At 59.0% G+C, this 26444-nt stretch carries 27 protein-coding genes; 8 read left to right on the forward strand and 19 right to left on the reverse strand.

What is annotated here, in order from left to right:
* Positions 1-91: 91 nt before the first annotated feature.
* From ACEN8R_RS10240 to ACEN8R_RS10290, 11 genes are all read right to left on the reverse strand, one after another.
* Positions 92-421, reverse strand: a complete 330-nt coding sequence (locus tag ACEN8R_RS10240; RefSeq protein ID WP_081626552.1) for a DUF2933 domain-containing protein — start codon at positions 419-421, stop codon at positions 92-94.
* Positions 418-636, reverse strand: coding sequence for a hypothetical protein (locus ACEN8R_RS10245; protein ID WP_018929097.1), 219 nt, complete (start codon positions 634-636; stop codon positions 418-420). The genes ACEN8R_RS10240 and ACEN8R_RS10245 overlap by 4 nt, the downstream gene beginning before the upstream one ends.
* Entirely contained in the window at positions 633-2816 is a 2184-nt protein-coding gene (locus ACEN8R_RS10250) for a heavy metal translocating P-type ATPase (RefSeq protein WP_018929096.1), read from the reverse strand. The genes ACEN8R_RS10245 and ACEN8R_RS10250 overlap by 4 nt, the downstream gene beginning before the upstream one ends.
* A gap of 25 nt (positions 2817-2841) precedes the next feature.
* The gene (locus ACEN8R_RS10255) at positions 2842-3111 is read right to left on the reverse strand and encodes a DUF5676 family membrane protein (RefSeq protein ID WP_018929095.1); all 270 of its coding nucleotides are present in this window, start codon (positions 3109-3111) and stop codon (positions 2842-2844) included.
* Positions 3108-3794, reverse strand: coding sequence for a methyltransferase family protein (locus ACEN8R_RS10260; protein WP_018929094.1), 687 nt, complete (start codon positions 3792-3794; stop codon positions 3108-3110). The genes ACEN8R_RS10255 and ACEN8R_RS10260 overlap by 4 nt, the downstream gene beginning before the upstream one ends.
* Before the next feature lie 97 nt (positions 3795-3891).
* Positions 3892-4290 (reverse strand): hypothetical protein, encoded by a 399-nt coding sequence (locus tag ACEN8R_RS10265; protein WP_018929093.1) that lies wholly within the window; start codon positions 4288-4290, stop codon positions 3892-3894.
* 104 nt (positions 4291-4394) lie between these two features.
* Positions 4395-4793, reverse strand: coding sequence for a hypothetical protein (locus ACEN8R_RS10270; protein WP_018929092.1), 399 nt, complete (start codon positions 4791-4793; stop codon positions 4395-4397).
* Positions 4794-4889: 96 nt separating this feature from the next.
* Positions 4890-6077, reverse strand: a complete 1188-nt coding sequence (locus ACEN8R_RS10275) for a pyridoxal phosphate-dependent aminotransferase (protein ID WP_018929091.1) — start codon at positions 6075-6077, stop codon at positions 4890-4892.
* 40 nt (positions 6078-6117) lie between these two features.
* The gene (locus ACEN8R_RS10280; protein WP_495624828.1) at positions 6118-7743 is read right to left on the reverse strand and encodes a methyl-accepting chemotaxis protein; all 1626 of its coding nucleotides are present in this window, start codon (positions 7741-7743) and stop codon (positions 6118-6120) included.
* A 359-nt stretch (positions 7744-8102) separates the two neighbouring features.
* Positions 8103-9245, reverse strand: a complete 1143-nt coding sequence (locus tag ACEN8R_RS10285; RefSeq protein WP_495624829.1) for a glycerate kinase — start codon at positions 9243-9245, stop codon at positions 8103-8105.
* A gap of 155 nt (positions 9246-9400) precedes the next feature.
* On the reverse strand, positions 9401-10531 hold the full coding sequence (locus ACEN8R_RS10290; RefSeq protein ID WP_064617724.1) for a sugar diacid recognition domain-containing protein: 1131 nt from the start codon (positions 10529-10531) through the stop codon (positions 9401-9403).
* 169 nt (positions 10532-10700) lie between these two features.
* Here ACEN8R_RS10290 and ACEN8R_RS10295 point away from each other — a divergent pair, with 169 nt between their 5' ends.
* Positions 10701-12011 carry an MFS transporter gene (locus tag ACEN8R_RS10295; RefSeq protein WP_495019300.1) on the forward strand — a complete coding sequence of 437 codons (1311 nt, stop codon included), beginning with the start codon at positions 10701-10703 and terminating at the stop codon, positions 12009-12011.
* Positions 12012-12249: 238 nt separating this feature from the next.
* Here the strand turns inward: ACEN8R_RS10295 and ACEN8R_RS10300 are convergent, their stop codons facing one another.
* The 3 genes from ACEN8R_RS10300 to ACEN8R_RS10310 form a co-directional block, all read right to left on the reverse strand.
* Positions 12250-12609 (reverse strand): DUF6124 family protein, encoded by a 360-nt coding sequence (locus ACEN8R_RS10300; RefSeq protein ID WP_018929086.1) that lies wholly within the window; start codon positions 12607-12609, stop codon positions 12250-12252.
* Positions 12610-12955: 346 nt separating this feature from the next.
* Complete coding sequence (locus ACEN8R_RS10305; protein WP_495624830.1) at positions 12956-13330, reverse strand: VOC family protein; 375 nt, start codon at positions 13328-13330, stop codon at positions 12956-12958.
* Positions 13327-14043, reverse strand: coding sequence for an SDR family oxidoreductase (locus ACEN8R_RS10310; protein WP_086944346.1), 717 nt, complete (start codon positions 14041-14043; stop codon positions 13327-13329). The genes ACEN8R_RS10305 and ACEN8R_RS10310 overlap by 4 nt, the downstream gene beginning before the upstream one ends.
* A gap of 100 nt (positions 14044-14143) precedes the next feature.
* Here ACEN8R_RS10310 and ACEN8R_RS10315 point away from each other — a divergent pair, with 100 nt between their 5' ends.
* The 3 genes from ACEN8R_RS10315 to rarD all read left to right on the forward strand — a co-directional run bounded on the left by ACEN8R_RS10315 (position 14144) and on the right by rarD (position 17208).
* Positions 14144-15043, forward strand: coding sequence for a LysR family transcriptional regulator (locus ACEN8R_RS10315; protein ID WP_018929083.1), 900 nt, complete (start codon positions 14144-14146; stop codon positions 15041-15043).
* Positions 15044-15111: 68 nt separating this feature from the next.
* The gene (locus ACEN8R_RS10320) at positions 15112-16125 is read left to right on the forward strand and encodes an aldo/keto reductase (protein ID WP_495624831.1); all 1014 of its coding nucleotides are present in this window, start codon (positions 15112-15114) and stop codon (positions 16123-16125) included.
* A gap of 195 nt (positions 16126-16320) precedes the next feature.
* Positions 16321-17208, forward strand: a complete 888-nt coding sequence (gene rarD / locus ACEN8R_RS10325) for an EamA family transporter RarD (protein ID WP_064617711.1) — start codon at positions 16321-16323, stop codon at positions 17206-17208.
* Between the two features lie 67 nt (positions 17209-17275).
* On the opposite strand, the gene hppD is transcribed toward rarD, so the two are convergent.
* Positions 17276-18352, reverse strand: a complete 1077-nt coding sequence (hppD, locus tag ACEN8R_RS10330) for a 4-hydroxyphenylpyruvate dioxygenase (protein ID WP_007935668.1) — start codon at positions 18350-18352, stop codon at positions 17276-17278.
* Positions 18353-18598: 246 nt separating this feature from the next.
* The gene (locus ACEN8R_RS10335) at positions 18599-19546 is read right to left on the reverse strand and encodes a DMT family transporter (RefSeq protein WP_495624832.1); all 948 of its coding nucleotides are present in this window, start codon (positions 19544-19546) and stop codon (positions 18599-18601) included.
* Positions 19547-19624: 78 nt separating this feature from the next.
* On the opposite strand from ACEN8R_RS10335, the gene ACEN8R_RS10340 reads away from it, so the two are divergent.
* The 3 genes from ACEN8R_RS10340 to ACEN8R_RS10350 all read left to right on the forward strand — a co-directional run bounded on the left by ACEN8R_RS10340 (position 19625) and on the right by ACEN8R_RS10350 (position 22735).
* Entirely contained in the window at positions 19625-20497 is an 873-nt protein-coding gene (locus ACEN8R_RS10340; RefSeq protein ID WP_111453272.1) for a LysR family transcriptional regulator, read from the forward strand.
* A 103-nt stretch (positions 20498-20600) separates the two neighbouring features.
* Positions 20601-22136: an EAL domain-containing protein gene (locus tag ACEN8R_RS10345; protein ID WP_495624833.1), complete on the forward strand. Its 1536-nt coding sequence runs from the start codon at positions 20601-20603 to the stop codon at positions 22134-22136.
* Between the two features lie 233 nt (positions 22137-22369).
* Positions 22370-22735: a histone-like nucleoid-structuring protein, MvaT/MvaU family gene (locus ACEN8R_RS10350; protein WP_007935661.1), complete on the forward strand. Its 366-nt coding sequence runs from the start codon at positions 22370-22372 to the stop codon at positions 22733-22735.
* 174 nt (positions 22736-22909) lie between these two features.
* Here ACEN8R_RS10350 and ACEN8R_RS10355 read toward each other — a convergent pair whose 3' ends face one another.
* Positions 22910-23434, reverse strand: a complete 525-nt coding sequence (locus tag ACEN8R_RS10355) for a DUF4946 domain-containing protein (RefSeq protein ID WP_026286641.1) — start codon at positions 23432-23434, stop codon at positions 22910-22912.
* Between the two features lie 134 nt (positions 23435-23568).
* On the opposite strand from ACEN8R_RS10355, the gene gloA reads away from it, so the two are divergent.
* Positions 23569-24090 carry a lactoylglutathione lyase gene (gene gloA, locus ACEN8R_RS10360; protein WP_018929075.1) on the forward strand — a complete coding sequence of 174 codons (522 nt, stop codon included), beginning with the start codon at positions 23569-23571 and terminating at the stop codon, positions 24088-24090.
* A gap of 67 nt (positions 24091-24157) precedes the next feature.
* Here gloA and ahpF read toward each other — a convergent pair whose 3' ends face one another.
* Both ahpF and ahpC read right to left on the reverse strand, forming a co-directional pair.
* Positions 24158-25720 (reverse strand): alkyl hydroperoxide reductase subunit F, encoded by a 1563-nt coding sequence (gene ahpF / locus ACEN8R_RS10365; protein ID WP_258614272.1) that lies wholly within the window; start codon positions 25718-25720, stop codon positions 24158-24160.
* 145 nt (positions 25721-25865) lie between these two features.
* Positions 25866-26429 (reverse strand): alkyl hydroperoxide reductase subunit C, encoded by a 564-nt coding sequence (gene ahpC, locus ACEN8R_RS10370; RefSeq protein ID WP_018929073.1) that lies wholly within the window; start codon positions 26427-26429, stop codon positions 25866-25868.
* Positions 26430-26444: the final 15 nt, after the last annotated feature.

The raw sequence follows: 26444 nt of genomic DNA on the forward strand, positions 1-26444 counted from the left end.
TCGCTGAAGAAGCCACTATCCAGGACTTGTTCACCATACTACTGCCCTCACTGCACGCAGGCAGGGTCTCATGCGATATACGGCACGGCACTCATAGGTCTGGGCGTTGCGTCGCGCCGTCCGACTGACTACCGGATTCGGGCGCATGGCCTGCGTGATCGTCGCGGTACTGATGGCCGCAGCAGCCACCGTGCGCGTCATGCTCACCGCGATTGGCCTGTTCGTGACCGCCATGCCCACCGTGTCCACGATGCATGAACAGATGCATGAGCGGACAGGCCAGCAACAGCAGGAATGGCAAGTAGGGAATGACGTGGGCCCGGTGCTCGGTCAACAGGAAGTACCCGGCGATGGCAAGAAAGCCGAGGAAGAACCCGTTGACACGGCCGGTGCTGCGATGGGGAACATAATGGCGTCTCATAACTGATTCCTCCTGTGGGGTTTGCGACGGGCCTCGGCCATGTCCTTATCGAATTGGCGGACGCCGCGAAAAAGTTGCACCCCGACCAAGACCGGGCATAGCAGGAATATCGCTGCTATGGCCAACGATTTGCCCGTCAGCCCCAACAGGTAAATCGCCGTTGCAATACCCGCGATACTGACCAAAAGGCAGATAATCAAAACTTCGCGCTTCATGATGTGGCCTCCTGGCTTAAACCAACACGGGCACGTTTAAGCAGTGCGGAGTTGGCAACCACCGACAGGGAGCTGAGTGCCATGGCGGCGGCAGCGATGATGGGGTTAAGCACACCAAAGGCCGCGATTGGAATGCCGATACTGTTGTAGATGAATGCCCAGAACAGGTTTTGTTTAATCTTGACCATGGTTGCGCGCGACAGCTTGATCGCGGTCACCACGTCACGCACATCGTTCTTGAGCAGGATGATGCCGCCGGTTTCCTTGGCTACATCGGAACCCGAGCCGATGGCGATGCCGATGTCTGCGGTGGCCAGGGCAGGCGCATCGTTGACACCATCGCCAACCATGGCCACGACCTGCCCTTCGCTTTGCAATTGACGGATCACTGCGACCTTGTCATTCGGTAAAACCTCGGCAATCACTCGCTCGATGCCCACCTGGCGTGCAACCGCTTCGGCAGTACGGTGGTTGTCACCGCTCAGCAGCACGACCTTGATGCCGCTGGCCAGCAACGCCGCAACAGCCTCGGCCGCTTCAGGTTTAATGGTATCGGCCACAGCAATCACACCGAGCAAACGGTCATCGACTCCGACCAGCATGGCGGTCTTGCCATCGGCTTCCAAACGGATGAGGTGCTCCTCGGCAGCCTCGGTCGAAATGCCTTGGCGGGCGAATAAACGCCGGTTGCCCAGCCAGAGGGTGCGATTGTCGATCTTGCCTTCGATGCCGTGACCGGCGATCCCTTTGATGTCGCTCGCTTTCGGCAGGCTGATATCGCGATGCCGGGCGGCGCGCACAATCGCGGCACCAAGCGGATGTTCCGAACCGGACTCCACGGCGGCAGCGAGCATCAAAACCTCGTGTTCCGACGCTGCGCCTAGCGAAATCACATCGGTTACGTTGGGTTCGCCTCGGGTAATGGTGCCTGTTTTGTCGAACACCACCGTACTCAGTTTTTCTGCCCGCTCCAGCACTTCGCCACCGCGAATCAGGATGCCGTTATCGGCCCCCTTGCCAACACCGACCATTAACGCGGCGGGCGTCGCCACGCCCAGGGCGCAGGGGCAGGAAATGATCAGCACCGCGATAAAGGCCAACAGCCCTTGCGGAAAACTCCCCGCAACAGACCAGCCGATCAGGGCCAGTATCGCGACTGTCACCACCGCCGGCACAAAGTAGCCCGTGACCTGATCGGCCAACCGCTGGATCTGTGCCGTGCTGGTCTGTGCTTCCTCAACCATCCTGATGATCTGCGCCAGTGCGGTATCGGCACCGATCCTGCTCGCCTTGAAAGTGAGCACCCCGCTGCCATTGAGCGTGCCTCCGATCACCGGGCTGCCCGGGTGTTTGTCGACCGGCATCGACTCGCCGGTCAGCATGGACTCATCCACCGTTGACTGACCTTCACTGACATCGCCATCGGTGGGGATTTTCTCGCCAGGCTTGACCACCAGAAACTCCCCGGCCATGACGTTTTCAGCAGGCAAGTCGACCTCTTGTCCGTCACGAATCACATGCGCAATCGCAGGCTTGAGATCAAGTAAGCGCCGCACCGCCGCCGAGGATTTTTTCTTGATGATCTCCTCCATGTACCTGCCAAGCAGTACGAAGGCGATGATGACCGCCGACACCTCGAAATAGACGTCGCGCTCGGCTACCTTGACCGGCAGGACATCCGGGAAGAACAACACCGCGACACTGTAGAAATAGGCGACCGATGTGCCGAGGGCGATCAGAAAATCCATGTTGATGCTACGGGTGCGAATGGCATTCCACGCCCCCTTATAGAAACTCCAGCCGCCGATGAACTGCACCGGTGTTACCAGCAGGAATAGCCAGATACCCCACGTGAACCAAGGGAGTGCCGGGATCGGTACCCAAGTCAGCAAGGTGGCACCCGCGGCCAGCGCGATGAAGGCGCCCGCACGCAGCAGCGCCAAGGCCAATACACCGGTCAGGGCGATAGTCACGCGGGTTTTCATCGCCTTCAGTTCATTTTCTGGCGACTCGAAGATGCGCACGCAACTATCGCTGCAAAAGTAATAGGTGCGCCCGCCACGTTCTCGTGACAACGCCATGGTCATATCAACCATCATCCCGCAGATCGGGTCTTTCGCCATTTTCCCTGATGCAAGCGCCTGCTGGTGTTGGCTGTGCTGCATGTGTGATTCGCTCATCACGGCCTCCTACTCGAAGCAGCTATCAAGGCCTGCCATGAAGCTTGGCGGACAGCCACGCAAACAAGGTACCGACCAACGCGCCCCATACACTCAAGACCAGCAGTGGTCCGACGAAAGTCGCCACACTGTAGTCTTGCGGAGCTTGAAGACGACTGAAGTCGAGTCCATGGAACAAGGCACTGAGGAAAGCAATACCCTGCGCCGGCCATAGCGCATAGAGCAACGCACAGATGGTGTAGGAAATGGCCATGGTCAGGGCCAGAGAAATGCCGGTTTTCCAGGGAGCGTTCATGATTGTTTTCCTGAGCCTGGAGGGCTACCAGTAGGAGTGTTGGGACTGTGGGGGACTGACCAGGGCAGGAATGCCGGAGTCTGTTCACAGTAAGTTCGGTAGGCATCACCGAAGTGCGCAAGCATCTCCTGCTCTTCTCGCTTCGCCAGCCTGGCGTAAACCAACAGGAGAATTGGAAACATTGCCAGGGTGATCAATGTCGGCCATTGCAACAAAAAGCCAAACATGATCAGCACGAAGCCAGCGTACTGCGGGTGACGGATCCGTGAATACGGTCCGTCGAGCGCCAGTTGGCCAGTGCTTTGGGCCTTGTAGAGCACACGCCAGGCGGCCGCCAATAACCAGAAGCCGCCAGCGATCAGCAGGTTGCTGACAATGTGGAATGGACCCCAGTGTGGATTGACCTTCCACCCCATCATTACTTCGAGCAAATGCCCAGCGTCGTGCGAAAGGAAGTCGATGCCAGGGAAGTGACGAGTGAGCCAGGGCATCAACAGGTAGATCGTCAGCGGGAAACCGTACATTTCGGTAAACAGAGCCACCAGGAACGCCGAGAACATACCGAATGAGCGCCAATCGCGGCTCGTCCTGGGCCGGGTGAAACTGAAGGCAAACAGGATAAACACCAATGAGTTGATGATAACCAGCGACCAAAGACCGTAGGCCGATTCTGTATGGTTCATGGTGGGTGCTCCTCAACAACAAACATCAGAGGGGTGCTGGCTGCATTCACCCCTCCAGCGCCAGAGCCATGTCATTTGCAGCAGCTCTACCGCACATTCACTTTTTCATCGGCATTTCCATCATGGACGACTGCTGCTCCATCATCTGCATCATCATGTCCATCATCCCTTTGCCTTCGCTGTCCTTAGCTCCCATACAACCCATCGCACCCTGCTCCTTACTCATCATGGCCATGCTGTCCTGCATCGCTTTCATGCCTTCTTGCAAGGCGGACTGGCGCTCAGCCGGCGTTTCAGCCGCTACTGCTTTGTCATGTGCAGCCTGCATTTTCTGCATTTGCTCGGTCATGGCTTTGGTCATGGTCGTCGATACCGGGGCGGTGCTCACGGTTGCGTCGGCTGGCGCGTCGGCCGGGTGATGCGCATCCTCGGCAGAGACCATGAATGCACGGCTGGCCAAGACGGCAGCCAAAACCCATTTCGAATGCACTTGCATGATGAACTCCTGAGATTGTGACGGGATAAGCAGGAATAACCGAGTCGCGAAAAAGCGACACAGCAGGACAGAGCAACCAGTGCTCTGCCACTCTGAGGCAGGGGTTAATCGTTGAAACGGACGAAAGTAAGACGTACAGGGCTTTCGGGTGGCGCGGGACGTTTCAGTACAAGAGCGGCGAAGGAGGATTTTTGCTCAGGATCAAACACCATAATCAGGACTGCCGCCGTTAGCAGTAACAGGGCAGCCCAGTGGACAGGATCCGCTGCTGGCATCTGCAATGCAGGTTTTATCGCCGTGGCAGTGTCCTCACAGTTTTGAAGGCAACCATTGGCGTGGAGCGCATGCCCCTCCAGCAGATGCTGTTCGACATTGTGTGGCGCGGCCAAATTGTGAATCGGCTGTACCAGACACCCCTGGATTGCCATCACGGTCACAGCAACCACCCATACGGCGAGGATCAGGCGCAGTAGGCGTTGGCGGTGCCGGCGGAACCAGGACATGAAGTACAACCTCGACTTGTTACGTCGTATTGATTTTCAGTCTAGCCAGCAAAGCAATGCAGAAGTTGATCAATATCAAATTAGTCGATGGCGCGATCAGGCCCGTCGCATCTGCAGCAAATCCGCCGCACAGGACGCAATCCGCCGACACGCTTCCGCCAGCTTCACCTGGTCCACCACCAGCCCGATGCGTATGTGCCCCGCCGCACTCGGCCCGAAGGCTTCGCCGGCCAGCACCGACACGCCATAACCTTCCAGCAGCCGCTCGGCAAAATCCTGGGCGCCGAGCCCGGTCTGGCGCACATCGAGCATCACAAACATCCCGCCATCGGGCTTGATCGGCCGGATACCGGGGCAACCGCTCAACCTCGCGCACACCAGATCGCGTCGCTGGCGATACTCCTCACGCATCAGCGCCACTTCCGGCAAATCCTTATCGAGTGCCGCTTGCGCGGCTTTCTGAACGAAATCCGGAATGCCGAACAGCATGCACAACGACAGATGCATCACATGATCGGCCAGTGGTTTCGGGCCGATCATCCAGCCTACCCGCCAGCCAGTCATGGCATGGGATTTGGACAAACTGTTGAGGGTCGCGGTGCGCTCGGCCATACCCGGCAGGCTGGCCGGGCTGATGTGCTCGCCCTCATACAACAGGTCGCTATAGACCTCATCGCTGATCAGCCAGAGGTCATGTTGCACACAGAGCGCCGCCAGTTCCTGCCAGCTTTTCAAGGAAAGGCTGGCACCGGAGGGATTGTTCGGACTGTTGAGCAGAATGACCCGGGTTTTAGCGGTGATCAGCGCTGCGACATCCGCCGGCTCGACCCGAAAGCCGTTCTCCGGACGCACCGCCACAGGCACCACGCTCGCCCCGCAGGCACCGAACACGCCTTCATAAGTGACGTACATCGGTTCGGCGATGATCACTTCATCACCCGGATCGAGCAGGCACTGGGCAACCGAATACACCGCGCATTGAGCGCCGGGCAGCACGATCACATGGTCGGCGTCCACCTCTTGGCCGCAGCGCTGCTGGTGACGGCTGGCGATGCTGCTGCGCAATGTACGGGTGCCGCGCACATCCGAGTAATGGGTGTCGCCGGCCAGCAGGCTGTCGATGGCCGCGTGGACGACCGGCAGCGGCGTATCGAAGTCCGGGTCGCCGACCGACAGCAGCAGCACATCGACGCCCTGCTCGCGCAATTCCAGCGCTCGATCGTGAATCTTCCAGGCTGCCGCTCCATCACCGTCGATTCGTTGGGTCAAGGCTGAATAGCGCATGTACTTCTCCTAACGCGCGAGTTCCAGTTTCAACCCTATCTCAAATCACGAAACGCGCCACCATTGCATTCAAATCTACCGCCAGTCGTGACAGTTCATGGGTGGCGGCGCTGGTCTGGTTGGCACCGGCGGCCGACTGGGTGGCCAGGTCGCGGATGTTCACCAGGTTGCGGTCGACTTCACGGGACACCTGGGCCTGTTCTTCCGAGGCGCTGGCGATCACCAGGTTGCGTTCATTGATCAGCTGAATCGATGAAGTGATCTGTTCCAGGGCGACACCTGCCGCACGGGCCATTTCCAGGGTGCTTTGGGTGCGCTGATTGCTTTGCTGCATCGACGACACCGCTTCACCGGTGCCGTTCTGAATACCGGCCACCATTTTCTCGATTTCCTGGGTCGATTGCGCAGTGCGATGGGCCAGCGCCCGGACCTCGTCCGCCACCACCGCAAAGCCACGTCCGGCCTCCCCGGCACGGGCCGCTTCGATGGCAGCGTTGAGGGCCAGCAGGTTGGTCTGCTCGGCAATGGCGCGGATCACGTCCAGCACTTTGCCGATGTCGCGGCCCTGAGTCGCCAGCCCCTCGATCATCAGTGCAGTGTTTTGCACGTCGTGGGTCATGGTCTGGATCGCGTCGACGGTTTCCACTACTCGGTCACGACCTTCACGGGCGGCCGCGGTCGACTGGTTCGAGGCTTCGGACGTCGATACCGCGTTGCGTGCCACTTCTTCCACGGCGGCGGTCATTTCGTTGACGGCGGTGGCGGCCTGTTCAATTTCGTTGTTCTGTTGTTGCAGGCCACGGGACGCTTCTTGGGTCACGGTGCTGAGTTCTTCGGCGGCGGCGCCCAGTTGCGTCGCGGAGCCGGCGATCTGTTCGATGGTCTTGCGCAGGTTCGTCTGCATGGTGGCCAAGGCGCCGAGTAAACGCGCCGGTTCGTCGTTGCCATCGACTTCGATGACCTTGCTCAGGTTGCCGCTGGCAATGGTTTCGGCCGCGAGCACCGCACGGTTCAGCGGCGTGACGATACTGCGGGTCAACAGCCAGGCCAGCAGCACGGTCATCAGGGCAGCGACCGCCGAGACCACGATGATGCCATTGGTGGCAAAGGCAAACTGCTCTTTGGCCTGGGCATCGGCCGCAGCCGCGCCAGCCTTGTTGATGGCAATCAACTTGTTCAACTGCTCGCCCATCTGATCGGTGCCATCCTTGATCCGGGTGTTGATCAGGTTGAGCATTTCATCCAGTTTGTTCTGCCGCGAAAGCTCCATCATCTCGCGCACCGCTTGCAGGTATTTGTCCAGCGTGGCCGAGAATGTCTTGAATAACGCCGCTTCCTCATCGCCGGCCGGCAATGCCCCATAAGCAGCCTGTGCCTGCTTGACCTTGTCCACCAGTATCCCGATTCGGGTTTCTGCTTCTTGCAGGCTCGCGGGCTCACGGTTCACCAGAACCCGGAACGAGAGAATTCGCAGACGCAGCACGTTTTCGGTCATGACACCCAGGAAGCCGACGCTGGGTAGCTGATTGCTTTCCATATCCACAGAGGCCTGTCGGATGATCGACATGCGATTCGCCGCAAACACACCCAGCACGATGACCAGCAAGGCGATGAAAGCGAAACCGAGGAAAGCTCGAGGCGCGATTTTCAGATTACGCAGTGACATAGGATGATCTCGGTAATTGAGGCGGCGAGCATCCTTGCCATGATCACTGGCGGGCGGGCGATGGCGCGCACCTTTCAGTTTGGCGCCACTGTTGTAATTGGTTTGTGTACGCCTATTGGCTGTATCGGCCGGGGTTTAGGATTTTTGCAGGGGTCTGGAGAAATATTTTTCAAGGGCGGCAGAGTGTTTCAGCGGTGAAACAGATGTTGCGCGGAGGTCGGCTTTGCGCAGTAGCCTTTGTGGCGAGGGAGCTTGCTCCCGCTGGGCTGCGTAGCGGCCCCAAAAAATTTACGGCTGCTGCGCAACCGAGCGGGAGCAAGCTCCCTCGCCACAGAGATTTCTTTTTACTGAAGACAGTGTCAGGCCTTGCGGGCGGCCACCCGCCAAACCCGCGCGATATCACTGGCGCGCTCACGCAACAATCGCGGCGCCTCGGCGCAGGCCTGTTCCAGGCTCATCGGCCCGCTCGCCAATGCAAAAGCCGCATCGATGCCATGCTCGTACAGAGCCTGATACCCCTCGCCCAAGGTGCCGGCAATGACGATGACCGGCACACCGTGCTGCCGCGCAATGCGTGCCACGCCAAACGGGGTTTTGCCGCGCAATGTCTGGGCATCGAAACGACCTTCGCCGGTGATCACTAGGTCGGCGCCGTTGACCGCCTCGGCCAGCCCCACCAGTTCGGCGACCACTTCCACACCGGCCTGGAATTGCGCGCCGAGAAACGCCTTCGCGGCAAACCCCAGACCGCCCGCCGCGCCACTGCCCGGTTCATCGCGCACGTCCTTGTCCAGGGCTTGCGCGCAGAGCTCGGCAAAGTGCCCGAGGGCCTGGTCCAGTTGCTGGACTTGCTCGGGCGACGCACCTTTCTGCGGGCCGAAAATCGCTGACGCACCGTGAGGGCCGCACAGCGGATTATTGACGTCGGCGGCGATGTCGAAACGCACGCCGGCCAGACGCGGATCAATGTCGCTCAAATCGAGACGGGCCAGTTGCGCCAGCGCCAGACCACCCGGCGCCAGGGTTTGGCCCTGGGCATCCAGCAGTTTCACCCCCAAGGCCTGCATCGCCCCGGTGCCGCCGTCATTCGTGGCACTGCCACCAATCGCCAGAATCACTCGTTGCGCCCCGGCATCGAGCGCAGCGCGGATCAATTCGCCGGTGCCGAAGGTGCTGCTGGTACAGGCATCGCGCAGGTCAAGCGGCACCCGTTGCAGGCCACTGGCCTCGGCCATTTCGATGATCGCGGTATGACTCTGCGGCAACCAGCCCCAGGCGGCATCGACCGTGGCGCCCAACGGCCCGCGAACGCGGGTGCGGCGCAGTTCCCCATCGCACGCGGCCAGAATCGACTCGACCGTGCCTTCGCCACCATCAGCCATCGGGCACTTGAGCAATTGCGCGTCTGGCCAGACCTGCGCCAATCCCAACGCGATGGCGTCGGCCACACCTTGGGCACTCAGGCTGTCCTTGAACGAATCGGGGGCAATGACGATTTTCATGCGAATTCTCCAGTTCCAATGCGTCCATGCTGCCAGCAGGCCTGAACAATAACGCCGGTCCGCTGCACAAGCGGCCATGTGGATTATTGTTCATTTCCACAAAACCCTTGTCCGCACTGGTCGTCGTAGCAGCTGCCTCGCAGGCTCGGCAGCTGCTACGGAGCGGTGGTCGGCAGCTCGGTTTGTGGCAGGAGCTGGACGCCAAGGTACAGTGCGAGCATTCCGTCGAGCTTCAGCGGGTCGACGCCGCTGAGTTCGGCGATCCGCTCCATGCGATAACGCAAACTGTTGCGGTGGATGCCCAGGGCATCGGCGCAGGCCTGGCTCTGGCCGTCGTGTTCGCACCAACTGCGCAACGTCGCCAGCAGTTGGCCGTTGCCATCCTTGGCGATGACTTTACGCAGCGGCCGCAGCAGTTCATCCAGCGCATCGTCGTCGCGGTGCCGCCAGAGCATCACCGGCAGCCGATAACGGTTCAGGATCAACAAGCGAGAATGCGGCAACACATCGCGCCCGTAGGCCAGCAAATCGCCGACCCGTCGATAGCAGCGACGCAACCCCGACAAGCCGTCGGCCTGCCCGCCCACGGCAATGCGCAAAATGTTCCAGCCCAGGCCATCGAGCTTTTCCAGCAATCGTTCGTTCTCGACCGCAGGCGTCGCCGGGCGGCACCAGAGCAACGAAGATTTGGCCGAGCTCACGCACCAACTGTCCGGGTAGCGCGACATCAGCCAGGCGCTGAGCGCTTCGACGGTCTGGCTCGGGCCGTGTTCGATGCCCAACTCGAACAGATACGGCACTCGTGTCAGCTGCGGCTTGAGCCCCAGTTGCTGCGCTTCATCCAGCAACCGTGGCGAATCCCCTGCTTCGCTCAACAGCAATGCCAGCAGATCGTCGCACCGTTGGCGCCGCCATTGCTGCTCGGCCTGCTGATTGCGCTGGGCCACCAGCATCTCGGCGGTCATGCGCACCAGTTCGGCGTAGGTGCGCAATTGCTCCGGTTCGCCAGTAATGCCCAGCACGCCGATCAAACGCTGATCGAGCAACAGCGGCAGATTAATGCCCGGCTGCACGCCTTTGAGATGAATCGCCGTTTGCGCGTCGATCTCCACCACGCGCCCGTTGGCCAGCACCAGTTGCGCGCCTTCGTGACGGGTGTTGATGCGCTCCGGCTCACCGCTGCCGAGAATCAGCCCCTGACTGTCCATGACATTGACGTTGTAGGGCAGGATGGCCATCGCCCGGTCGACGATGTCCTGGGCCAGGTCGTGATCGAGTTCAAACATAGCGGGGATCCTTGAAAGCGTGATGGGGCGGCTTGTTCAGCCGCACAGGCCAGGGTCGCAAACCCTGTGCTCAGGCACAAAGACAACCACCCAAAGGGTGGCCGAGACTCACCGGGCGATCAACGTTACCCTTGCGTCGCAAAAAATCATAATAAAGAGAGAGCCCGCCATGTCACAGAGCGCCACCGCTACCCTGGCCAACGCTGACGACAAGAACGCCGTCTACAAACGCATTACCTTGCGTTTGATCCCCTTCATCTTCATCTGCTACCTGTTCAACTACCTCGACCGGGTGAACGTCGGGTTTGCCAAACTGCAGATGCTCGACGCGCTGAAATTCAGCGAAACCGTGTACGGCCTCGGTGCCGGAATCTTCTTTATCGGCTACGTATTGTGCGGCGTGCCGAGCAACCTGGCCCTGACCAAGTTCGGCCCACGACGCTGGATCGCGTTGATGATGATGACGTGGGGCACGCTCTCGACGTGCCTGCTGTTCGTCACCACACCCACCGAGTTCTACACCCTGCGCCTGTTCACCGGCGCCGCCGAAGCCGGGTTCTTCCCGGGCGTGGTGCTTTACCTTTCGCAGTGGTTCCCAACGTTCCGCCGTGGCCGCATCATGGCGCTGTTCATGTCGGCGATCCCGGTATCGGGCCTGCTGGGCAGCCCGTTTTCCGGCTGGATCCTCAACCACTTCGGCGCAGGCCAGGCCGGTTTGGCGGGCTGGCAGTGGATGTTCCTGCTGCAAGGCATCCCGACCGTGATTCTCGGCGCCCTCGCCTATTTCCTGCTCAGCGACAGTTACGCCAACGCCAAGTGGCTGACCCCGTACGAGCGTTCGGTGCTTGAAGCCGACCACGCCGAAGACCTGGCCAGTAAACCGAAAACCACCACCGACTCCTTGCGGGCAGTGTTCAAGAACCCGGCGATCTGGGCGTTCGGATTGATCTACTTCTGCATCCAGAGCGGTGTTTACGCGATTAACTTCTGGCTGCCGTCGATCATCAAGAACCTGGGTTTCAGCGACAACCTGGTGATTGGCTGGTTGAGCGCGATTCCGTACTTGCTGGCGGCGGTGTTCATGTTGATGGTCGGTCGCTCGGCGGACCTGCGCAAAGAACGTCGCTGGCACCTGGTGGTGCCGATGCTGATGGGTGCGGTGGGGCTGTTGATTGCGGTGAACTTCGCGACCACGCCAGCTCTTGCGATTCTCGGCCTGACCCTCGCCACCATGGGCGCCCTCACCGGCTTGCCGATGTTCTGGCCGGTGCCGACGGCGATGCTCAGCGCCGGTGCGGCGGCCGGTGGCTTGGCGCTGATCAACTCCATGGGGCAGATGGCGGGTTTCCTTAGCCCGTATCTGGTGGGTTGGGTCAAAGACAGCACCGGGTCGACCGATGCGGCGTTGTACCTGCTGGCGGGTGTGATTGTGTGCGGCAGTTTGCTGGCGTTGCGCATGACCCGGACGTTGCGGGTTTAAGGTTCAGTGAAAACAAAAACGGCCCTCCCGGGCCGTTTCTCATTCCATGCATTCGCAATTGCTTCCGTGGGAGGGAGCTTGCTCCCGCTGGGTTGCGAAGCGACCCCAATCCCGGTGATCGCGGTTTTTCAGACATACCGCATGCCCAGGCTTTGCGACTGCTGCGCAGCCGAGCGGGACGGTGCGGCGATCCGACAAGCTCCCTCGCCACAAGGAGTGCTCTCACTACAGACTTTCGTCAGCCTTGCGGATCGAGGTTATCCAGCACTCGGTTGACAGCCAGCTCCCCAAGCATGACCACCGATTGAATCCCCAGCATCATGTTGCGATGGGGCATGTCCATCAATCCGGCGAATTCAGTGAGCATCATGCTCGCTGACGCCAGGGATTCGCAGGCGTTGACCAGCAGGGTTTCGTTATCGACCTTTTCACCGACATGGTAAATGGTGCTGGGTTTGCGCTTGGTGGCTTTGGGGGTGGGTGGTTTGAGGTAATGGTCGAGGGCGCGCTCGGCGGCTTCGTTGAGTTTTTTGGAATCGGGGGTTTCGTAGGGGGAAACGTCGTCCACTTCAGGTGGATTTGGCGTTGGTTTGAACATAGATGAAACTCCTAACAGGACAGAAGGAGCCATCACCCTCGCTACCAAACGATGGGTGGCGGCCATGCTCAGGTTGGTAGACCGGGCGTTAGGAAACCGGCGCGTCCGAAGACGCCCTGCGCATGGCCACCATAAAACAGAGACGAGAAACTCTGCAAAAAGGTGGTGCTGTGCACCTAACAACAATCCCGGGCTACCAAACCCGATCGCTGTTTTTCAGCGACAGAGAAACGATATAGCCCAGGCCAAAGATGCACTAGCCGGCGGATTCTGGCGCAGTCGTAGGCAGCGGCGCAAGAATATGTAGCCTTAGTGAGTATCTGGAAATGTCTTTTAAACATCGTCCTTAAACGCCCACCAGACTCCCCGCCTTGGCATCCAGCTCAATCACCAAACCACCCGGCATCTGCACGAAAATCTGCCAGATTCCGTCCTCCGGCACCTGCGCCACCTGATACGGCAAACCGCTGGCCTGCACCTGCCGCAACACCGTGGCAGCCTCCTCATCGGTGCGAAAGGCAATGTGGCTCAACGCCGTTTCATCGAACGCCGGCTGTTCGATCACATGCACCAGCGCCTGCGCATCCTGATACAACCAGCGTCCGGGGAACGGGAATGGCGGGCGGCGTCCCGGCGCCAATCCCAACAACGAACCGAAGGCCTCCTGCAACGGTTGCCCGTCGGGGGTGTTGAAGGCCAGATGATCAAAGTGCCAACTCATAGCAACCCTCCTCCGTCGACGTCGATGACGGTGCCGCTGATAAAGTCGTTTTCCATCGCCAGAATAAACGCTGCCGCCAGATCTTGCGGGGTGCCGACCCGGCCCACCGGCAATGTGGCGGCGGTACGGGCAAACATCGCGGCGCGTTGCGTTTCGTCCATTCCGGCGTAAGCCTCAGTGTCGGTCACGCCAGGGCTTACAACGTTGACCCGGCGCGGAGCCAGTTCCTTGGCCAGTTGCTTGCCCAAGGCTTCCAGCGCCGCATTCAAGGTGGTTTTGATGAACTGCCCGGCGACAAATTTGCGCGACAACAGACCCGAGGTCAGCGTGATGCTGCCACGTGCGCTCAGGTATGGCAGCGCGACCTGGATCGCCCGCAGCGCGCCCCAGAATTTGACATCGAAGGCCTGTTGGGCGTGCTGCAAATCGCTGTCAGCCAACGGTTTGGCACTCACACTCGGACCGGCAGTGATCACCAGATGATCGAAAGGGCCGATACGCTCGAACAGCTGTCGCAACGACGATTCATCAGTGACGTCCGCCGCTTCGTGTCGAATCTTTGCATCATGGTCGACCGCTGGCTGGCGGCGACTCACCGCGACCACACGGGCCTCACGCTCGGCTGCGGCCTGGACGATGGCTGCGCCTATTCCGCTGCTACCACCGATCACCACGACGGTCTGATTGTGCAAGGAAGCGTTGAGTTGTGTCATGAGCCGATCTCCGGTCGAGTTAGGGAGATTCAATCTTCCCCGGTTGCCAATCGAAGAAAAATCCCGGTAAATCAGAAGGATCTTTAAAGGATTTTTACCAATGAGCTCGATTCTCGACCTGGAGATCTTCGTCCGCACCGCCGACTCCGGCAGCATTTCCGCCGCCGCCCGCGCCCTGGAGCTGACCCCGGCGGCGGCCAGCATCGCCCTCAAACGCCTGGAAACCCGTCTCGGCATCCGCTTGCTGGCCCGTTCCACGCGAAGCATGCGCCTGACCGAAGAAGGCCGGCGCTACCTGGATAGCGTGCGCCTGGCACTGGCCGCGCTGGCCGAAGGTGAGCAGGCGTTGAAGCAACAGACCCAAGGCTTGAGTGGTGTACTGCAATTGGCGGCGCCATCGGACTTCGGGCGCAATGTGCTGTTACCGTGGCTAGATGATTTCAAGCGCCAACACCCCAACATTCAATTGCAACTATTGCTCAACGATCGACATGCCGACCTGTTCCGCGAGACGGTCGATGTGGCCCTGCGCTTCGGTGTGCCGAGTGACTCGACGCTGGTGGCGCTACCGATTCTGCCGCAGCATCGGCGCGTGGCCTGTGCCAGCCCCGAGTACCTGACCCGCCGTGGCACGCCGCAGCATCCCGAGGAACTGGGCGAACACAGCGCCCTTCTCTACCTGCGCAATGGCCGACCCTACAACCATTGGCGTTTCAGCCGTGGCGATGAGGTGCTGGAGGTTGATGTGCATGGCGACTATCTGAGCGATGACGGCGAAGTTGCCCGCCGCTGGGCCCTGGCCGGGCATGGCATCGCCTACAAGGCCTGGCTCGACGTCGCCGCCGATGTGCAGGCCGGGCGGCTGGTGACGCTGTTCGATGACTGGCAAGGCGAAAGCGTGCCATTCAATTTGCTCTGCCCGCATCGGGTGCAGGTGTCGGAGCGGGTCAAGGTGTTGCAAACGTTCTTGCAGGAGCGTTGTGAGGCACTGCGTCGATAATTCAGATTGCTCCGCGCAGCGGTTCTGGTATTTGATTAGGGCTTTCTGACCGGTAAAAGGATTTCGTCATGAGCTATCGCACGCTGGGTCATTCGGGTTTACAGGTGTCGACCCTCACATTGGGCACCATGATGTTCGGCGAACAGACCAGCACCGAAGATTCCCTGCGGATCATCGGCAAGGCCTGGGACCAGGGCATCAACTTCATCGACACCGCGGACGTGTACACCAACGGCCGCTCCGAAGAGATCGTCGGCGAAGCGATCGCCAGCCACCGCCACGAATGGGTGCTCGCCACCAAGGTCGGCTTCGGTCCGGTGGACGGTGTGCCGAACCGCAGCGGTTTGAGCCGCAAGCACCTGTTCAATGGCATCGACGCCAGCCTGACGCGGTTGGGCACCGATTATCTGGACATCTATTACCTGCACCGCGAAGACCACAACACGCCGCTGGAAGTCACGGTGTCGGCCATCGGCGATCTGATTCGTCAGGGCAAGATCCGCTACTGGGGCCTGTCGAACTATCGCGGCTGGCGCATCGCCGAGGTGATTCGTTTGGCCGACAAACTCGGCGTCGACAGGCCGGTGATTAGCCAGCCGCTGTACAACATCGTCAACCGTCAGGCGGAAACCGAGCAGATCACCGCCGCGCAAAACTATGGCCTCGGCGTGGTGCCTTACAGTCCGCTGGCGCGCGGTGTGCTCAGCGGCAAGTACGCGCCGGATGTGACACCGGACGCCAACAGCCGCGCCGGTCGCCAGGACAAACGCATCCTGGAAACCGAATGGCGGGTTGAGTCTTTGCGCATTGCCCAGCAGATCCAGCAATATACCCGGGACCGTGGCGTGGGCATCGTCGAGTTCGCCATCGCCTGGGTGCTGAACAACAGCGCCATCACCTCGGCCATCGTCGGCCCGCGCACCGAAGAACAGTGGGATGGGTACATCAAGGCGCAAGCGGTGAAAATCACGGCGGAAGATGAAGCCTTTATCGATTCGCTGGTGACACCGGGGCATGCGTCGACACCGGGGTTCAATGATGTGAGCCATTTTGTGCCGGGACGCAAACCGCGTTCGGCTTGAGATTTATCAAGGGCAAGCTCGCTCTCACAGGTTCTGTGTCGATCTGCTGACTATGCTTCGACGAAGTTACTTGTGGGAGCAGGCTTGCCTGCAACATCCCTCGCGATGTTGAAAATATCGATCACTTGGCCAATATTCAGCACAAAAACCACGTATCCTGCGCGCCCCGTTTGACCTTCAACCCGCGAGGACAGTTTGTCTAAAGGTATCGCTCTATCGGTCACAGCCTCGATGCTGTTTGCCGTCATGTATTACTACACCTCACTGCTCTCCCCCTTGAGTGGCGTGGAGATTTTCGGTTGGCGGATGTTGCTGACCGCACCATGCATGACCGTGTTCATGGTGGTGTCCGGCGAATGGAAACGTGTGCTCGAGATTCTTCGGCGGCTGGCCGCCAAGCCGAAGTTGCTCATCGCCCTGATCGGCTCGGCAGTGCTGCTGGGCCTGCAACTCTGGTTGTTCATGTGGGCGCCACTCAACGGCTATAGCCTTGACGTGTCGCTGGGGTACTTCCTGTTGCCGCTGTCCATGGTCCTGACCGGGCGAATCGTCTATGGCGAGCGCCTTTCCTACCTGCAGAAAATAGCCGTGTTCTTCGCCAGCCTCGGCGTGCTCAACGAGTTGTATCAGGTCGGCGGTTTTTCCTGGGCGACGTTGCTGGTGGTGATCGGCTATCCGATCTATTTCATCCTGCGCAAACGCCTGGCCACGGACAACCTTGGCGGGCTCTGGCTGGACATGGCGTTGATGCTGCCGGTGGCGTTCTGGTTCGTGCAGGGCGGTGAACAAGGTTTTGGCGTGTTCGATCAACATCCGTGGCTGTCGCTGTTGATTCCCCTGCTCGGGGTGATCAGCGCTTCGGCGCTGGTGGTCTACATCATTGCCAGCCGGCTGCTGCCGTTCAGCCTGTTCGGGTTGTTGAGTTACGTCGAGCCCGTGCTGTTGCTGGGCGTTGCGTTGCTGTTGGGGGAAAGCATCAAGGCCGGCGAATGGCTGACTTACATTCCGATCTGGCTGGCGGTGGCGGCGTTGGTGTTTGAAGGGTTCAAGCATCTGGTCCGGCAACGACGCCGGCCAATGTAATTGCATGATTCAAAAAAAAGCCCGGCCAGCATTGCTGCTGACCGGGCTTTTTCACATCAGGAACGGCTTAATCGGTGGAAAGCACACCGCGACGAACCTGATCGCGCTCGATGGATTCGAACAGAGCCTTGAAGTTGCCTTCGCCGAAACCATCGTCGCCTTTACGCTGGATGAACTCGAAGAACACCGGCCCCATCAGGGTTTCCGAGAAAATCTGCAGCAGCAGACGCTTGTCGCCAGGTTCGGACGAACCGTCCAGCAAGATGCCCCGTGCTTGCAGTTGATCGACCGGCTCGCCGTGGTTCGGCAAACGGCCTTCGAGCATTTCGTAGTAGGTGTCCGGCGGCGGCGTCATGAAGCGCATGCCGATTTTTTTCAGGCGGTCCCAAGTATCGATCAGGTTATCGGTGAGGAACGCCACGTGCTGGATGCCCTCGCCGTTGAACTGCATCAGGAACTCTTCGATCTGCCCGGCGCCTTTGGACGACTCTTCGTTCAGCGGGATGCGGATCATGCCGTCCGGCGCGGTCATGGCTTTGGATGTCAGGCCGGTGTATTCGCCTTTGATGTCGAAGTAACGGATTTCGCGGAAGTTGAACAGCTTCTCGTAGAAGTTGGCCCAATAGGCCATGCGACCGCGATACACGTTGTGGGTCAGGTGGTCGATGATTTTCAGACCGGCGCCAACCGGGTTGCGGTCAACACCTTCGATGAATACGAAGTCGATGTCGTAGATCGAGCTGCCTTCACCGAAACGGTCGATCAGGTACAGCGGAGCGCCGCCGATGCCTTTGATCGCCGGCAGGTGCAATTCCATCGGACCGGTTTCGATGTGGATCGGCTGGGCGCCGAGTTCCAGGGCACGCTTGTAGGCCTTTTGCGAATCCTTGACCCGGAACGCCATGCCGCACACCGACGGGCCGTGCTCGGCCGCGAAGTACGAGGCCACGCTGTGGGGTTCGTTGTTGAGGATCAGGTTGATCGAGCCCTGGCGATACAGGTGCACGTCTTTGGAACGGTGGGTCGCGACCTTGGTGAAGCCCATGATCTCGAAGATCGGCTCCAGGGTGTTCGGGGTCGGCGATGCGAATTCGATGAACTCAAAGCCCATCAGGCCCATTGGGTTTTCGTATAAATCTGCCATTTTGGCGCCTCATCATGCTTTTAGAATTAACGGATCGTTAGTTGCTAGCAATGCTGAGACCGGCGGGTGGCGCGCAGGAGATGCCCCTCACGCTGCGGGCGAGGAAGTCACCGTAGATCAATTGGAACCCAAATATCTTCATTGTCGACCCAAGGCTCTTGCGGGCGAGGCTTCTGCTGCCAGAAGACGATTATTCTTATATGCGTAACCGGATTCTACACAGCGTAAATCAGTTTGTCCGCCTTCTTATACAATCCCCTTTTTCGTGGCCTGCGCAAGCGGTTTGTTGCACAGGAAAATCCCCGCCAGGATCAGCCCGCCGCCCAGGCACATCGCCAGTGTCAGCTGCTCGCCCAGCAACAACGCGCCGAGAAGAACAGCAGTCAAAGGGTTCAAGGCGATGAACACGCCCGAGCGCGTCGCACCGATTTTGCGGATGCCGTCGTAATAACCAATGTAGGCCAATGCCGAACCCAGCACGCCCAGGTACATCAGGCTCAACCATTGTTGCGCGCCGAGCCCGGTGAGCGCCGCGACACTCAACTCGCCCCGCACGGCGCTGGTCACCCAGAGCATCAGCGTGCCGAGCCAAATCGAGTACGTCACCGTCTGCACCGGCCCCAGTGTTTGATTCAGGCCTTTGGAGAACAGCGAATAAATGCCCCAGCCGAGCACGCAGCCGAAGATCAACAGATCGCCGATCCAGGTATCGGCATTGCCGTCCAGTAACTGCGGATTGCGGCTGACGATCACCAGGCTGGCGCCAGCAATGCAGATCGCGATACCGACCACTTTCGCCCGACTCAGCCGCTCCTTGAACAGCAGCCACGACGCCAGGCCGATCACCGCTGGATTCAACGCTACGATCAATGATGCCCGAGACGCGTTGATGTAATGCAGCCCGTAAAAGAAGCACAGGTTGTAGAAGAAAATCCCGAAGAATCCCAACAGCGCCAATTGCAACCATTGCCTGGGGCTGGGTCGCACCAAGGGCACCCGCGCCAGCAGCAGGAACACCAGCAACGCCACGCTCGCCAGCAGGAACCGCAGACTCGCAGCGAATAACGGACTGAGGCTGTCGGCCAGAAACCGCCCGGCGACGAACGTCCCGCCCCAGATCATGGTGACCGCCGCCAGTTTCAGATAAACCGGCACATCCGAAGAGTTCGCAAGGGTCTGTTCACACGTAGTCATAAGTCTCCACCACCAGAAATCGGGCATGTGGCGTATCATTCGACTAATGATCGATCATCGTAAAATGAGTAAAAGCTCATGACCCTCACTCAACTCGAGATTTTCTCGCTGGTGGCCGAATTGCGCGGCTTCACGGCGGCCGCCCATCGTTTGGAGATTTCCCAGTCTGCGGTCTCCCACGCACTCAAGTCGCTGGAGCAGGAGTTGGGTGTCGAGCTGCTGCGCCGGCATCAGTCCCAGGTCGAGCTCAGTGATATCGGCCAGCAGCTATTACTGCGCGCTCGGGCAATGCTCGGGCTGGCCAACACTTTGCGCCAGGAGGCGGCCGATTCACGCGGGATGAAAACCGGAACTCTGCGTATCGGCTCGTTCGGCCCGACCTCATCGATCAAGCTGTTGCCCAGGATCTTGCAGCACTACCGCGCCTCGCATCCGGGCATCGAGGTTCATATCGATGAAGGGCCGGATCGCCAGGTGATTCAGTGGCTGGAAGAACGGCGTATCGACATCGGCTTCGTGGTGTTGCCCCAAGAGCGTTTCGACACCGTGGCCTTGATCGAGGACCAGATGGTCGCGCTGCTGCCTGCCGACCATGTACTGGCCGGTCGCGGCAGCTTGCGCCTGAACGACTTGTGCCACGACCCTTTTGTGCTGACCGAAGCCGGGTCTTCGGAGCTGGTGTCGCGCCTGTTCAATACGGCGCGATTGACGCCGAACATTCGTTATCGCTGCTCGCAGTTGCTCAGCACATTGGACGTCGTAGGCCGTGGCGATGCCTTGACTGTCGTCGCCGAAAGCTCACTGCCTGACGACAACGACAACCGCTACGTGAAAAAACCGCTGTCGCCCCCCATCAGCCGCCAAGTCGGTCTGGCGGTGCTCGATCAGCGTCAGTCATCCCCCGCGACGCTGGCCTTTATTAAACTGGCCTCAAGATTGATTAAAGGTTGAGCGGCATAAGGGCTGATAGCCAACTATCATGGCTGAACTCTTTTGGGAGGCATGTCGACCTGCCAACCTTTGAGAGCCCTCTTTTATCGCGATGGATTTGCGAATGCCACTGAACGTCAAAAGTCGCCGCAAGCGTGGCACCCGAATCACTGTGACTGTTTTGAGCGGATTGCTCCCGGTGTTGCTGGGAGTCGCCATTCTCTATCTGCAGGCTGAACGTACCCTCAAGCAAAGTACTGAACTGACTGGCGAAGAATCCATTCGCCAGTTCGAACTGATGCTCGACAACACCGCCCAAGCGGCGCAGGAGCTCCTGCCGCTGGCTGGCAAAAACTGCAATGACGTCAAACTGGCCTTGCGCGAACAAGTTACGCGCCGGCCCTTCGTGCGCTCGACCAACCTGGTGTGGGACGACAACCTCTATTGCAGTTCGTTGTTCGGTGAATATCAGGAAAAGGTTAATCCCGGCGACTACACCCAAGGCCAGTTATGGCTCATGAACGGCAACCCGGTCACGCCCAATACCGCGCTGTTGGTGTACCGGCTCAGCGAAGGAAATAAAGGGGCATTGACCACGCTGAACGGTTATCACCTGAGCAATGAATTGCGCCTGATCGGCCGCAAGACATTACTGTTGCTACAAGTCGGTCCCAACTGGTTGTCTGCCGACGGCAAAGTTCACGAGGACGCCCTGCCCGCCTTGCCGGTAGCACAAAGTACGCTGACGTCCTCGCGTTATGCCTTTACGGTGGCCGCAGGTTTCCCCGAAGGAGAAACCTGGCGTTACATGCGTAGTGAATACCCGCCACTGTTCAGTCTGTTGATGTTCTTCGGCGTGGTGTCAGGTTCGATCGGGCATGTGCTGCAGAAGCGCTCGATGTCGCCCAGTCGTGAAATGCAGCGGGCGCTGGAGGCAGCAGAATTCATTCCTTACTTTCAGCCCGTGGTGCATGGCGACAATAAGCTGTGGTCCGGCACCGAAGTATTGATGCACTGGAAACATCCCAGGGAAGGCCTGGTGCGTCCGGATCTGTTTATCCCGTTTGCCGAACATTCCGGTCTGATCGTGCCGATGACCCGCTCGCTGATGCAACAGACCGCCACATTGCTGGCGCCCTTGTCGGCATCGTTCGACGGGCCGTTCCACATTGGCATCAACATCACCGCCAGTCATTGCCGGGATCTTGCGCTGGTCGAAGACTGCCGAGAATTCCTCAGTGCTTTTGCACCGGGCAGTGTCCATTTAGTGCTGGAGTTGACCGAGCGCGAACTGGTCGAACCGACAGCCATCACCCTGCAGTTGTTCGAACAGCTTCGCGCGCTGGGCGTGATGATCGCCATCGACGACTTTGGCACCGGCCATTCAAGCCTCGGTTACTTGCGTCAGTTCAATGTGGACTTCCTGAAAATCGACCAGAGTTTTGTCGCCATGATCGGTGTCGACGCCCTCTCCCGGCACATTCTGGACAGCATCATCGAACTCTCGGCCAAACTCGATCTGGGCATCGTCGCCGAAGGGGTGGAAACCGAGGAGCAAAGTGACTATCTGACTGCCCATGGCGTGAACTTTCTGCAAGGTTATCTGTTCGGCCGGCCGATGCCCGGCGCAGAGTTCATTAGAGCATTAAGTGATCATTAACTAACCACGTTAAGCGCCGGAATCATGATGATGCGCGCCAAATTGAATCAAAAGACTACTCTTGTTACATGAAGAAAAAGTCAGGATTTACTCTTGGCCAATTAACTACTACAATTTTTCATACCTGTGCAAAATCGGCAGGCGTGCCATTATCACCGAGTCGCTTCAAGGCTCTTGGCTTATAGCTTTGTTTGCGGTTGGTTTCAGCCAAACACACTATTGGAGTAAAGATATTGTCCAGACTCGCTGAATTCCGTGCAGCTGAAAAGGCCCTTCAAGAACAGCTCAAGCAGTTGGAATCTTTGAAGAACGATGCCGGTCTCAAAAAAGAAATCGAATTCGAAGAAAAGCTCCAGGGGCTGATGAAAACCTACGGCAAGAGCTTGCGCGACATTATCGCCATCCTCGACCCGCACCCGGCGAAATCCGGCCTGCAGCAGGCAACCGCCCCTAAAACCCGCCGCGCTCGCGTGGTCAAGGTTTATCAGAACCCGCACACGGGTGAACTGATTGAAACCAAGGGCGGCAACCACCGCGGCCTGAAAGCCTGGAAGGAACAATACGGTGCAGCCACCGTTGACTCCTGGCTGCGCGCCTAAGCGCTCACGGTAATAAAAAAGCCCTGCCAATGCAGGGCTTTTTCATGGATGCCGTCTAAAATGCGACGATAGTCGCCGATCAATTCGCTATAGCCTGACTAACTTTGTGCTTAATCCGTTTGGCTATCTAAAAATCCGGGCCATGCTCAAAAACGCGGGTACAGAAACCTTAAACTAAAGTTTCAAGCTGTTTCGAGCTGCCTCTATGTCGCCCTGACTTGCCTTATAAACCTCAGCCTGCCCCGCGTAGGAAAGAACATAGGCTTTATCGCCGTCGACTGCGGCGACCAATGTTTGAGACAACACATGTCGACCGTTCTGGGTAATGGTGCAGGTAGTTTCCAGCGCCGATAACCGGCTCAAGGCAGTCGGATGAATTTTGTTGCAGACGCTCTGATAGCCGCCCTGAAAAAAGTCCTTCTGCACGGACTTGCGCATTTCCAGTAACACACCTTCCAGATTCACCTGATGACCGCTTTCCACTTGAGTCATGGTCAACTCCATCACCATTACCGGTGTCCCGTCCTGGTCGTTTTTTACCGCGCGCTGGCGGGAAACCTGAGGTTTGGCCTCGTCTTGCGGCACGGTCTCGACTGTCCATCCATTGGGCCAGGTCACGACCGGAGCTTCTGCATCAGCACGGGTAACACCTGAAAGCAGACACATCAGGACGAACATCAATTGACAGGGTCGGATCATTGTAATGAACACTCACGGATTGAGCCGCGAAGTCTGAGCTTCACCCGCCCGGCAGGCAAGCCTGCGGTTTTGGTTTGGCGATGCCAGGCCCCTTGCGTATCATTGTGAGCATTCTTGGAATTTCCGGAGGGCCCATGAGCCTGCACGAACTCAATACATTTCCTGGTGTGACCGCCCAACCTGACACCGCCACCCAGAAGTTCGTCTTCAACCACACCATGCTGCGGGTCAAGGACATCACCCGGTCCCTGGATTTCTACACCCGCGTCCTGGGTTTCTCGCTGGTGGAAAAGCGTGATTTCCCGGAAGCCGAGTTCAGCCTGTACTTCCTGGCGCTGGTCGATAAAAACCAGATCCCGGCCGATGCCGCTGCTCGCACCGAGTGGATGAAATCGATCCCCGGCATTCTCGAACTGACCCACAACCACGGCACCGAGAACGACGCGGATTTCGCCTACCACAACGGCAACACCGACCCGCGCGGCTTCGGCCATATCTGCATTTCGGTGCCGGACGTCCGCGCCGCGTGCGAACGTTTTGAAGCGCTGGGCTGCGATTTCCAGAAACGCCTGAACGACGGTCGCATGAAGAGCCTGGCGTTCATCAAGGACCCGGATGGTTACTGGGTCGAGATCATTCAGCCGGCACCGTTGTAAATCAAAAGATCCACCCACAAAAAACCCCATGATCGCTCATGGGGTTTTGTGTTTTCAGCTTCGGCGTTTATGCCGGCGCCGAGGTGCGAATCAAGTGATCGAATGCGCTCAGGGAAGCCTTGGCGCCCTCGCCCACCGCAATCACGATCTGCTTGTACGGCACGGTGGTCACGTCGCCGGCCGCGAACACGCCGGGGATCGACGTCTCACCACGGGCATCGACAATGATCTCGCCGCGCGGCGACAGCTCGATGGTGCCTTTGAGCCAATCGGTATTAGGCAGCAGACCGATCTGCACGAAGATCCCTTCCAGCTCAACAGTGCGCAGCTCGTCCGACTGACGATCCTTGTAGCGTAGGCCGTTGACCTTCTGGCCATCGCCGGTCACTTCAGTGGTTTGCGCACTGGTGATCACGGTAACGTTCGGCAAGCTGTGCAACTTGCGCTGCAACACCGCATCGGCGCGTAGTTGTACGTCGAACTCCAGCAGGGTTACGTGGGACACGATCCCCGCCAGGTCGATGGCTGCTTCGACGCCGGAGTTACCGCCACCGATCACCGCCACACGCTTGCCTTTAAACAGCGGACCGTCACAGTGCGGGCAGTACGCCACGCCCTTGTTGCGGTATTGCTGCTCACCCGGAACGTTCATTTCACGCCAGCGCGCGCCGGTGGCGAGGATCACGGTCTTGGCTTTCAAGGCCGCGCCGCTGGCGAAATGGATTTCGTGCAATTCACCGTTTTTTCCCGGCACCAGCTTGTCGGCGCGTTGCAGGTTCATGATGTCCACGTCGTATTGCTTAACGTGTTCTTCCAGTGCCACGGCCAGTTTCGGCCCTTCGGTTTCCTGCACGGAGATGAAGTTCTCGATGGCCATGGTGTCGAGCACCTGGCCACCAAAACGTTCAGCCGCCACGCCGGTGCGAATGCCTTTACGAGCGGCGTAAATTGCCGCTGAAGCACCGGCCGGGCCACCGCCGACGACCAGTACGTCGAAGGCTTGCTTGGCGCTGATCTTCTCGGCCTGGCGCTCGATGCCGCTGGTGTCGATCTTGGCGAGGATTTCTTCCAGGCCCATGCGACCCTGGCCGAAGTTCACGCCGTTCAGGTAAACGCTTGGCACGGCCATGATCTGGCGCTCGTCAACTTCGGCCTGAAACAGCGCGCCGTCGATGGCGACGTGGCGGATGTTCGGGTTCAGCACGGCCATCAGGTTCAGCGCCTGAACCACATCCGGGCAGTTCTGGCAGGACAGCGAGAAGTAAGTCTCGAAGTTGAACTCGCCTTTGAGCGAGCGGATCTGCTCGATAACGTCGACACTGGCTTTCGATGGGTGGCCGCCGACTTGCAGCAAGGCCAGCACCAGGGATGTGAATTCGTGGCCCATCGGGATGCCGGCGAAACGCAGGCTGATATCGGCTCCCGGGCGATTGATCGAGAACGATGGTTTACGCGCATCGTTACCGTTGTCGAGCAAAGTAATCTGGGTGGAAAGACTGGCAACGTCTTTGAGTAACGCGAGCATTTCCTGGGATTTCGCACCGTCGTCGAGGGATGCAACGATCTCGATCGGCTGAGTGACCCGTTCCAGGTACGATTTCAACTGGGCTTTAAGATTGGCGTCCAACATACGGGCGATTTCCTTAGATGCTGTTTGAATAGAGAGCAATCAGACATAAAAAAACGCCCGAGCGAATCTCGCCCGGGCGTTTTATGGGGCGGTGCAGCTTACTTAGTAGGTGCGGAGCTCCGCCCTGATGAAGCGCGTCACAGACTTAGATCTTGCCGACCAGGTCCAGGGACGGAGCCAGAGTGGCTTCGCCTTCTTTCCACTTGGCTGGGCACACTTCGCCCGGGTGAGCGGCGACGTATTGAGCGGCCTTGATTTTGCGCAGCAGCTCGGAAGCGTCACGGCCTACACCGCCATCGTTGAGTTCAACGATTTTGATCTGGCCTTCAGGGTTGATCACGAAAGTGCCACGGTCAGCCAGGCCAGCTTCTTCGATCAGCACGTCGAAGTTGCGGGAGATGACATGAGTCGGGTCGCCGATCATGGTGTACCGGATTTTGCCGATGGCTGGCGAAGTGTTGTGCCAGGCAGCGTGGGCAAAGTGGGTATCGGTGGAAACGCTGTAGATCTCGACGCCCAGTTTTTGGAACTCGGCGTAGTTGTCAGCCAGGTCTTCCAGTTCGGTCGGGCAAACAAAGGTGAAGTCAGCTGGGTAGAAGAAAACGACAGACCACTTGCCTTTCAGGTCAGCGTCCGACACGTGTACGAAGTCGCCGTTTTTGTAGGCGGTAGCTTTGAACGGTTTAACTTGGCTGTTGATGATAGGCATCGGTGACTCTCCGTC

The organism is Pseudomonas sp. Pseusp15, from assembly GCF_059492165.1.